Origin of the sequence: Chryseobacterium sp. Leaf201 (assembly GCF_001421435.1) — a bacterium.
Lineage (GTDB): Bacteria > Bacteroidota > Bacteroidia > Flavobacteriales > Weeksellaceae > Chryseobacterium.
The window spans coordinates 1-8,478 of sequence record NZ_LMKA01000006.1; the positions used below are offsets into that span (position 1 = coordinate 1).

At 39.7% G+C, this 8,478-nt stretch carries 8 protein-coding genes; all 8 read right to left on the reverse strand.

Annotated features, from left to right (window positions below; translation table 11 throughout):
* The coding region (locus tag ASE55_RS02040) for a WbqC family protein (protein ID WP_410492993.1) at positions 1-617 on the reverse strand (617 nt) is incomplete at its 3' end.
* Positions 618-675: 58 nt separating this feature from the next.
* Entirely contained in the window at positions 676-2,361 is a 1,686-nt protein-coding gene (gene lepB / locus ASE55_RS02045) for a signal peptidase I (RefSeq protein WP_056214852.1), read from the reverse strand.
* A 109-nt stretch (positions 2,362-2,470) separates the two neighbouring features.
* On the reverse strand, positions 2,471-3,172 hold the full coding sequence (dapB, locus tag ASE55_RS02050; protein WP_056214856.1) for a 4-hydroxy-tetrahydrodipicolinate reductase: 702 nt from the start codon (positions 3,170-3,172) through the stop codon (positions 2,471-2,473).
* A 68-nt stretch (positions 3,173-3,240) separates the two neighbouring features.
* A complete protein-coding gene (locus tag ASE55_RS02055) occupies positions 3,241-3,882 on the reverse strand; it encodes a DUF5683 domain-containing protein (protein WP_056214858.1) in 642 nt (213 codons plus the stop codon).
* Positions 3,883-4,773: a ParB/RepB/Spo0J family partition protein gene (locus ASE55_RS02060; protein WP_056214860.1), complete on the reverse strand. Its 891-nt coding sequence runs from the start codon at positions 4,771-4,773 to the stop codon at positions 3,883-3,885.
* A 35-nt stretch (positions 4,774-4,808) separates the two neighbouring features.
* Positions 4,809-5,582, reverse strand: a complete 774-nt coding sequence (locus tag ASE55_RS02065) for a ParA family protein (protein WP_056214863.1) — start codon at positions 5,580-5,582, stop codon at positions 4,809-4,811.
* A gap of 162 nt (positions 5,583-5,744) precedes the next feature.
* Positions 5,745-6,578, reverse strand: a complete 834-nt coding sequence (locus tag ASE55_RS02070) for a hypothetical protein (protein WP_056214866.1) — start codon at positions 6,576-6,578, stop codon at positions 5,745-5,747.
* A gap of 308 nt (positions 6,579-6,886) precedes the next feature.
* Positions 6,887-8,173, reverse strand: a complete 1,287-nt coding sequence (locus tag ASE55_RS02075) for an adenylosuccinate synthase (protein WP_056214869.1) — start codon at positions 8,171-8,173, stop codon at positions 6,887-6,889.
* Between the last annotated feature and the right edge of the window lie 305 nt (positions 8,174-8,478).

Genomic DNA, 8,478 nt, shown 5'->3' on the forward strand with positions numbered 1-8,478 from the left:
AATTTTTTAATATTTCTAATATAAGTCAGAGATTCCGGTCCTTTGTTACAGATCAGATCTAAAATTGATAAATCTTTTAAAAATCCCAGCTTGTCTGAGAAGGTCTGATAGTATTCATCCATCTCAAATTCTGAGGGAAGCTTAGCTGAAAATTTTTCTCTGAAACTGATTTCTTCCGGATTTTTGATGTATTCTCCATTCAAAGAATATGCCTTTTCCGTTTTCAGGATCTGTTGGATCACCTCCAATGCTTTCAGATTAAAATCCAGCAGGTATTTTTCCTGAATGTCAAATATTTTCCTGAGTTTATCTTCATAAAACTCGAAATAGGGTGAACCCTGATAGGCGGTTTTAATGGATTTCCAGTGAAGGCTCCTCCAGTCTTCGCAGTAGGAGATTTCTATATCTTTCAGTTCTCTTTTGCCGTTGTGTGCAATGGGGATGATTAATGACAGCTTCCCGTTGGCTCCGTAAATATTGGTTCTGTTCCTGTAGGTCTGTTTGGGGAAACTTTCGAATCTTTCAAAAACAATTTCATTTTCAGGGTTTAAAAATACTGAGAACCATGAAATCGGCGGCAGATAAAATGCCGGTAATAATACATTCTTCATATTCATTATGCAAAAATGAAGCATTTTTTCAAACACTTCATTTTATTTATATTTATTTAACTTATTAATCGTCTTCTGTTTTCTTCTTTCTGAACAGTTTTACAAAGTACTCCCATCCGAAGAACAGGATAAGGATCATTGCAGCAATCCACCAGTAGGAGGTTTTGTTGGCCTCACCTGTATTGGTTGCTTTAAACATCCTGTCCCAACGGACTTTAAACGGTGCCTGGTAAGAAGAACTCGCATCCTTGAAAGCGCCCTGAAGGCTCATCCAGGTAAACATCGGTTTTCCTACGATATTCTCTTCCGGAACAAAGCCGAAAAATCTCGCATCTAACGACGCATCCCTGTTGTCTCCCACCATCATATAATAATCCTGCTGAATGGTATACTGATTGGTTTCTTTCCCGTTAATAAAGATTTTCCCGTTTTTGTTTTCTAAGCTATTATGTTCATATTCAGAAATTATCCATCTATATTCTGGTAAAGTTTCTTGATTAAGTATTACTACATCACCTTTCTTAGGTATTTTAAGCGGGCCATACCAGTCTTGATTCCATTTTTTATTGATTGGAAAGATACAATTTGTTGTATCAATTTTACTTGAAAGTAATGCCCTACCTTTTTCATCCCCCATAACATTACCATTACTGTCTTTTATAGGAAAGTAGCGTATATCAGAATATCCTTTTTCCATGATATCTTCATGCATTTCAATTACCTGTGGAAGTTGTTTGATATTCGCTGCCATTTTATTAGTAAGCCCTTGAAAAGTGTAGATATATTGACCAGTCTCCAATTGATTTTCACCAACAGGTAAAAAACCATAAATTTTATAAAGAGCTGGAATATCCAGTTGGCTTCCTGTTTTCACATAATAAGTATGCTGAACTTCCTGATCTCCCAAAACGTTTTCCGGTTTCCCGTTAACAAAAAGCCTTCCGGCTCTCATTTCGAAAGTATCACCGGCAGCAGCAACACATCTTTTTACATAAGGGTCCTTTCTGTCAATGGCTGTATGTACGGAATCCTGCGGATAGTTGAAAACCACCACGTCATTCCTTTGAGGCTTGCTGAACTGCAGAATTCTTTCGTAAGGCAGTTTGATGCCGTCAACATAAGATTTAGGATCGTCTTTAGGGTTTCCCTTTTCACCGGAATCGAACATGGTCCCCTGCAAGAAAGGTACGGCAACCGGACGCATCGGAAGGCGGTAACCATAACTCCACTTATTCACGAAAAGGAAGTCACCTACGAGTAAGGTTCTTTCCATAGATCCTGTCGGGATCCCAAAAGGCTGGGTAACGAACACGTGGATAATGGTAGCAAATACAACAGCAAAAGTAATAGACCCTAAAAAGGAATCTTTCTTTTTCCCTTTCTCAATTTTTTCTTCCTCTGTTAAATAAAGGTCATCTTCAGTTTCATCGATCAGCTCTGCGTTAGAGTAATTCACACTTGCCATATAAACAAACGGAAGAATAGCTGTCAGAAGCGGACTTTTCCCGAATTTTTTCATTAAATAAATATGAAAAACCGTCATCATAATCGGTCCGACAATCGGCAGATAGGACAAAAGCGTCCACCATGCAGGCTGCTTTGCTTCTTTTAAAATGATAAAGTAATTGTAAAAAGGTATAAAGGAAAATAATGGATTATACCCCATTTTTTTGAACAGCTTCCAGGTGGAAATCCCCATCAATACAGATAAAATGAGAACGTATACTGCATAAGTTAAAAAATAATTCATAAATTTTTGTGCCTAATCTATAATTTGAGTAATTGGTAATGAGCGATGAGTAATTTGCGGCTCATTATTACTTACTATTAGTTCGCAATGTAGGGATTTTGTTACAAAATTAAAGTCCCAGAACATCCTTCATTTCAAAATTCCCTTTTTTATCCCTGATCCATTCTGCAGCCACCACGGCTCCCAGTGCAAAACCGTTTCTATTGAAAGCCGTGTGCTTAATTTCAATTTCGTCCACTTCGCTTCTGTAGAATACACTGTGGGTTCCGGGTACCTCATCTTCACGGATGGCAAAAATACCCAATTGATTCCCCTGCGTCTCTTCCAGTTTCCAGGCATCGAATTTCGGATTGTTTTTAAAGATCCCTTCTGCGATGGAAATTGCGGTTCCGCTCGGTGCATCTTTTTTATGGATGTGGTGGATTTCTTCCAGCTGACAGGAATAATCATCTACATTTTTAATCAGGCCAGCCAGTTTTTCGTTAAGCGCAAAGAATAAGTTTACGCCCAGGCTGAAGTTGGAGCCATATAAAAAGGCAGTACCATTTTCAACAGCCAGCTTTTCAATTTCCGGTTTTCTTTCCAGCCATCCTGTGGTTCCGCAGATCACCGGGATTTTATTCTCAAGACAGGCTTTGATATTTCCGTAAGCGGCTTCCGGCAGAGAAAATTCAATAACAACATCGGGATCGTTCAAATTTTCAGCAGTTGGGGTTTCTTTCAGGCGGGCTACTACTTCATGCCCCCTTTTCGTGGCAATTTCATCGATGATTCTGCCCATTTTACCATATCCAACCAATGCTATTTTCATATTCCGTTATTTATCTGTTTTTTAATACAAAGATTTTTATTAAAACAGTTTATCTATTAATTAAATGATTAAAACCTGTAACTTAAACTCACGCCTGTTTTCGGAGGGGCCAATCCATACTGATCCTGAATAAGAGCCGGGTTGAATGAAAGATCCGGATCGTGCCGGCTTTCATACAGATGGGCATCCACAACAGCATCCACAATATTTAAAATGTAAATCAACCCTGAAATGGCGATGGCATAATCCCTCTGTCTTTTTGCCCGGTCCTGTGCATTCCCCAAAGCGACTTTATCGAGCCACGGATGGGTATCCACAAATTCATTCGGGGTGCCGTTGAGCTTGGCAATATAATATTCACGGTATTTCCTGTACTGATTGTCATTCCATACCGCTACGCCGACCCCTGCTCCTACCGCTCCCCATACAATGGGAATCTTCCAGTATTTTTTATTGTAAAACTGGCCCAGTCCCGGTAAAACAGCCGAATATAATCCTGCTTTGGTAGGGTTCAGTTTTAATGTTTTCCCGGTGGGTCCGTTTGCCTTCTCCAGATCTGAAACCACGTTGGCTTCCGTCTCTGTATTGTTCTTTTCTACAGACACGCTGTCTGTCGGGTGGTATTCTACCCGGATGGTATCATTGGGATTAACCTGCGAATAGGCAACCGCAAACAGGCACAGGAAAAATATAAAAAATATTTTCTTCATTTATTTGATATGGGATAAAATATATTCCAGTTCGTCTTCATTTTTGAAGTCCAGGACAATTTTACCTTTTTTACCGTTTCCGGTGGTTTTTATTTCAACTTTTACCTCCAGTATATCCGCAATGGTCTTCTGAGCTCTTTTATAGTTGTTGTTAAGTTCAACTTTTGCTCTTTTTGCCGCTGCCGATTTTGGATTTTTCAGTGCTGCAGCTGCCTGCTCGGCCTGGCGTACATTCAGTTTTTCTTTAATAATCAGATCAAACAGAATCTTCTGGTGCTCTTCATTTTCCAGACTGATGATTGCCCTGCCGTGTCCCGCCGAAATCTCTCCGCTTCTGATGGCATTCTGAATATCAGGATTCAGCCTTAACAAACGGATCGAATTGGTGATGGTACTTCTGTCTTTCCCTACCCTCTGGCTTAAATTTTCCTGGGTAAGCCCGATTTCATCCATCAGCCTCTGATAGGTCAGCGCGATTTCAATGGCATCAAGATCTTCCCTCTGGATATTTTCCACCAGGGCCATTTCCAGAAGCTCCTGATCATTAACCAGACGGATATAAGCAGGAATTGACTCCAGACCGGCCATTTTGCTGGCCCTGTAACGCCGCTCCCCTGAAATGATCTCGAACCGTTCCCCTTCTTTCCTCAGGGTAATCGGCTGAATAACGCCTAAGTTTGTAATGGACTGGGCAAGTTCGTTTAATGATTTTTCGTCAAAATAAGTTCTTGGCTGGGTCGGGTTGGGATAAATATCTTCAATGGCTATTTCTACGATATTCCCCACAAACTTATCCGCTCCTTCGTCTGTTGCGGAATTGATTGTTGCTTTGGATTCGGCACTCAGAATGGCGCCCAAACCACGTCCCATCGCTCTTTTTTTGTCTTTCATATCTGCTTTCAGCTTTAGCTCCTGCTATACGCTTTTTAATTCTTTACTAATTTTTCGTTTTTTAATAAAACTTCTTCCGCCAACTGGATATACTGGATCGCACCTTTGCTTTCGGCATCGTAATTCAGAATGCTTTCTCCGAAACTCGGGGCTTCGCTGAGCCTTACATTCCTGCTGATAATGGTTTCAAAAACCATTTCCGGAAAGTGTGCATTCACTTCTTCCACCACCTGGTTAGACAGTCTTAAACGGCTGTCATACATGGTAAGCAGCAGGCCTTCGATATCCAGGTCTTTGTTGTGGATTTTCTGAACATTTTTAATGGTATTCAATAATTTACCGAGACCTTCCAGGGCGAAATATTCACACTGGATCGGGATGATCACAGAATCGGCTGCGGTAAGCGCATTAACCGTAATCAGTCCTAAACTCGGTGCACAGTCGATAATGATATAGTCATAATCATCCTTCACCTCCTGCAATGCTTTTTTCAGCATGTATTCACGGTCTTCCTTATCCACCAGCTCAATCTCTGCCGCTACCAGGTCGATATGGGAAGGAACAATATCAAGGTTGGGCGTTGCCGTACGTTTGATACAGGTTCTGGTTTCAACACTGTGTTCCAGAAGATTATATGTAGAATACTTAACATCTTCCACACCAAGCCCGGAAGTGGCATTGGCCTGAGGATCAGCATCAATGATTAAGATCTTTTTTTCCAATACCCCTAATGCCGCGGCTAAATTAACAGCTGTTGTTGTTTTCCCCACTCCCCCTTTCTGATTAGCGATACCTATGATTTTTCCCATTATTCGAACTTTAAGGCTCAAAAATACACATTTTTCCTTGCTCTGAATGAATGAATAAAACGAAAATTGAGTTAAAATATTGTTAACAAGCATTTTAACGATAAAAAAAATTATCCACAAAAAAAAATCTTTGTGGATAAGTGTTTATTATGTTAATGAGGATTATCCCTCAAACTTCATTGTTATCGGAAACTTGAAATAACTTCTTACGGGCTGGCCTTTGACTTTGGCAGGGACCCATCTTCCTTTAATCGACTTAACCGTTCTCAGGGCTTCACTGTTAAAATCAGCATTTTTACCATCCGCTCTAAGTCCGGAAATAGTCCCGTCTTTTTCTACAATGAACGTAACGGTTGTTTTCACCACACCGTCAGATTCCATTCCGGAACCGTCAAAATTATTCATCACTTTATTTCTGAACGTATCAATACCGCCCATAAAACTGGCCTCAACATCTACTACTGTCGGAATACCATCAGCATCATCAATTTTTGGGACTACTTTAGGTGGCGTAGATATAGAAACAGGTCCTGGATTAATAGCAGGCGCCTGTGGAACATAGGTGTTGTGCGGAGCAGTTTCTCCCTTAGGATTATTCTTTATTCCTGACACAGCGCCTTCAATTTTTTCCACTACCTTTTCATTGGTCACAATAGCTTTCGGTTCAGGCAACCTATCATCAACGGTTTTTACATCCGGAACTTTTGTCTGCTGAGGTGGAACGGTCACTGCAGGAACTATAACATCCGCCGGAAGCTCAGGATCAACAAGCTCAAATATATAAGGAGGAGGTGCTACAGGAGCCTCACTTTTAAATGCCTTAATCGCCAGTGGCGTTAAAGAAATTGCGGCCAACAATCCCACTCCTATGAAAAGCGCTTTTGTTAAAATTTTATCTGATTCGTTTCTTAAGACGTAAGCACCGTATTCTTTGTTGCGGCGCTCGAAAAGAACTTCGTTAAAACGAAATTCCTGATTCTGATGCATGTGTTTCATCCTTTTAATTTTTAAGTATTAATTAAGATTATTAGTTTATCACCCTTTGCTGATAAATAATATTTTAACATCAAAACATCGGCCATAAATTTACCAAATCACCATCATTTATTAAAATTACTTGTAAATGCTAAATTTTAACTATGTTGTAAATAACAAGATATGCTGTTCAAACTATAAATATAAAACCTTATCAGATTGGGAATGAGATCTTTTAATTTCTGTTTTGAGCTACGCCTTCGGCCTTCTATAACAAAAAAAGAGACCATCAAACTGACAGTCTCTTTATTATATTTTAATTTATTATCCTAGAATAATTCTTTTCTGATGATGTTCTGGCTTCTTTCCGGCCCTACAGACACCAGATAAACATTGATTCCCAGATACTTTTCGATAAATTCGATATACTTCTGAGCGGTATCCGGCAATTCGTCGTAGCTTCTTACTTTCGTCAGGTCTTCGTTCCAGCCCGGCAGATCCTGGTAGATCGGCTCGTAGTTGTATAATTTTTCGGTTGATGATGTGAAATAATCAATGATTTTTCCATCTTCCGTTTTATAGTGTGTTACAATCTTTAGGTTTTCAATTCCCGTAAGAACATCCAGTTTGGTAATGACCAGGTTATTGATCCCGTTGATCATACAGGCATGCTTTAAAGAAACAAGGTCTAACCAGCCTGTCCTTCTCGGTCTTCCTGTGGTTGCTCCGAACTCGCCACCGATCTGTCTGATGCTTTCGCCCAGTTCATTGTCCAGTTCAGAAGGGAAAGGCCCGTTTCCTACTCTTGTACAATAAGCTTTGGCAACACCGATTAAATTCTGAAGTGAAGTTGGCGGAACGCCCGCTCCCGTACAAACCCCGCCTGTAGAAGGTGAAGATGACGTTACATAAGGATAGGTTCCGAAGTCGATATCCAGCATCAATGCCTGCGCTCCTTCAAACAAAACGTTTTTCCCGTCTCTGATGGCTTCGTTCAGTTCCAGTTCCGTATCTACGATCCTGTCCTGAAGCTGTTTCCCGATTTCTAAAAATTCATTGTAAATTTCTTCAACATCCAAAGTCGGTTTTCCGTAGTATTTTTCGAAAAGAGAATTTTTAACCTTCAGGTTTTTCTCAATTTTATCTCTTAAAATTTCAGGGTTTAAAAGGTCTACCATCCGGATCCCGATTCTGGCGATCTTATCTTCGTAGCAAGGCCCGATTCCTTTTTTGGTAGTTCCGATCTGCGTTCCTCCGTGCTCTTCTTCACGGTAGGTATCCAAAAGAATGTGGTAAGGCATGATAACATGCGCTCTTCTGCTGATAAAAATGTGATCAGTTCTCATATTTTTGCTTTCGATCTGGCTCACCTCCTTAATGAAAGATTTAGGATTGACCACCACTCCGTTCGCAATGATACATTTCCCTTTGCACTGAAGAACTCCCGACGGAAGAAGGTGCAAAACGAATTTCTCTTCACCCACATACACCGTATGACCTGCGTTGTCTCCACCCTGGAAGCGCACCACATAATCCGATTTTGCCGATAAAACATCCGTGATTTTTCCTTTCCCTTCATCTCCGTACTGAAGACCTACAACTACGTAAGTTGACATATTTTACTTTTATTTTAGATTCATGCAAAATTACTTTTAAAAAATTGGGTGGGCAAATTTGAAGGGGATTTTATTTTTGGGTGGATAATTTTAGTAAGAAATAATCTATATTTAGCATAATGTAACTTAAATGGAAAATAACACAATTGAAAAATTGGATAAGATAGCTGATATTTGGAATAATTTTATTCTAGAATATAAGTTTTGTAATGAAGTCATTTAAACTTTTTTAGTTTTATAAAATTTCTTCAGAGCTATTACTATAAAAGCTATGTAATTGAAAGATTTCCAACTTGATACTGTTG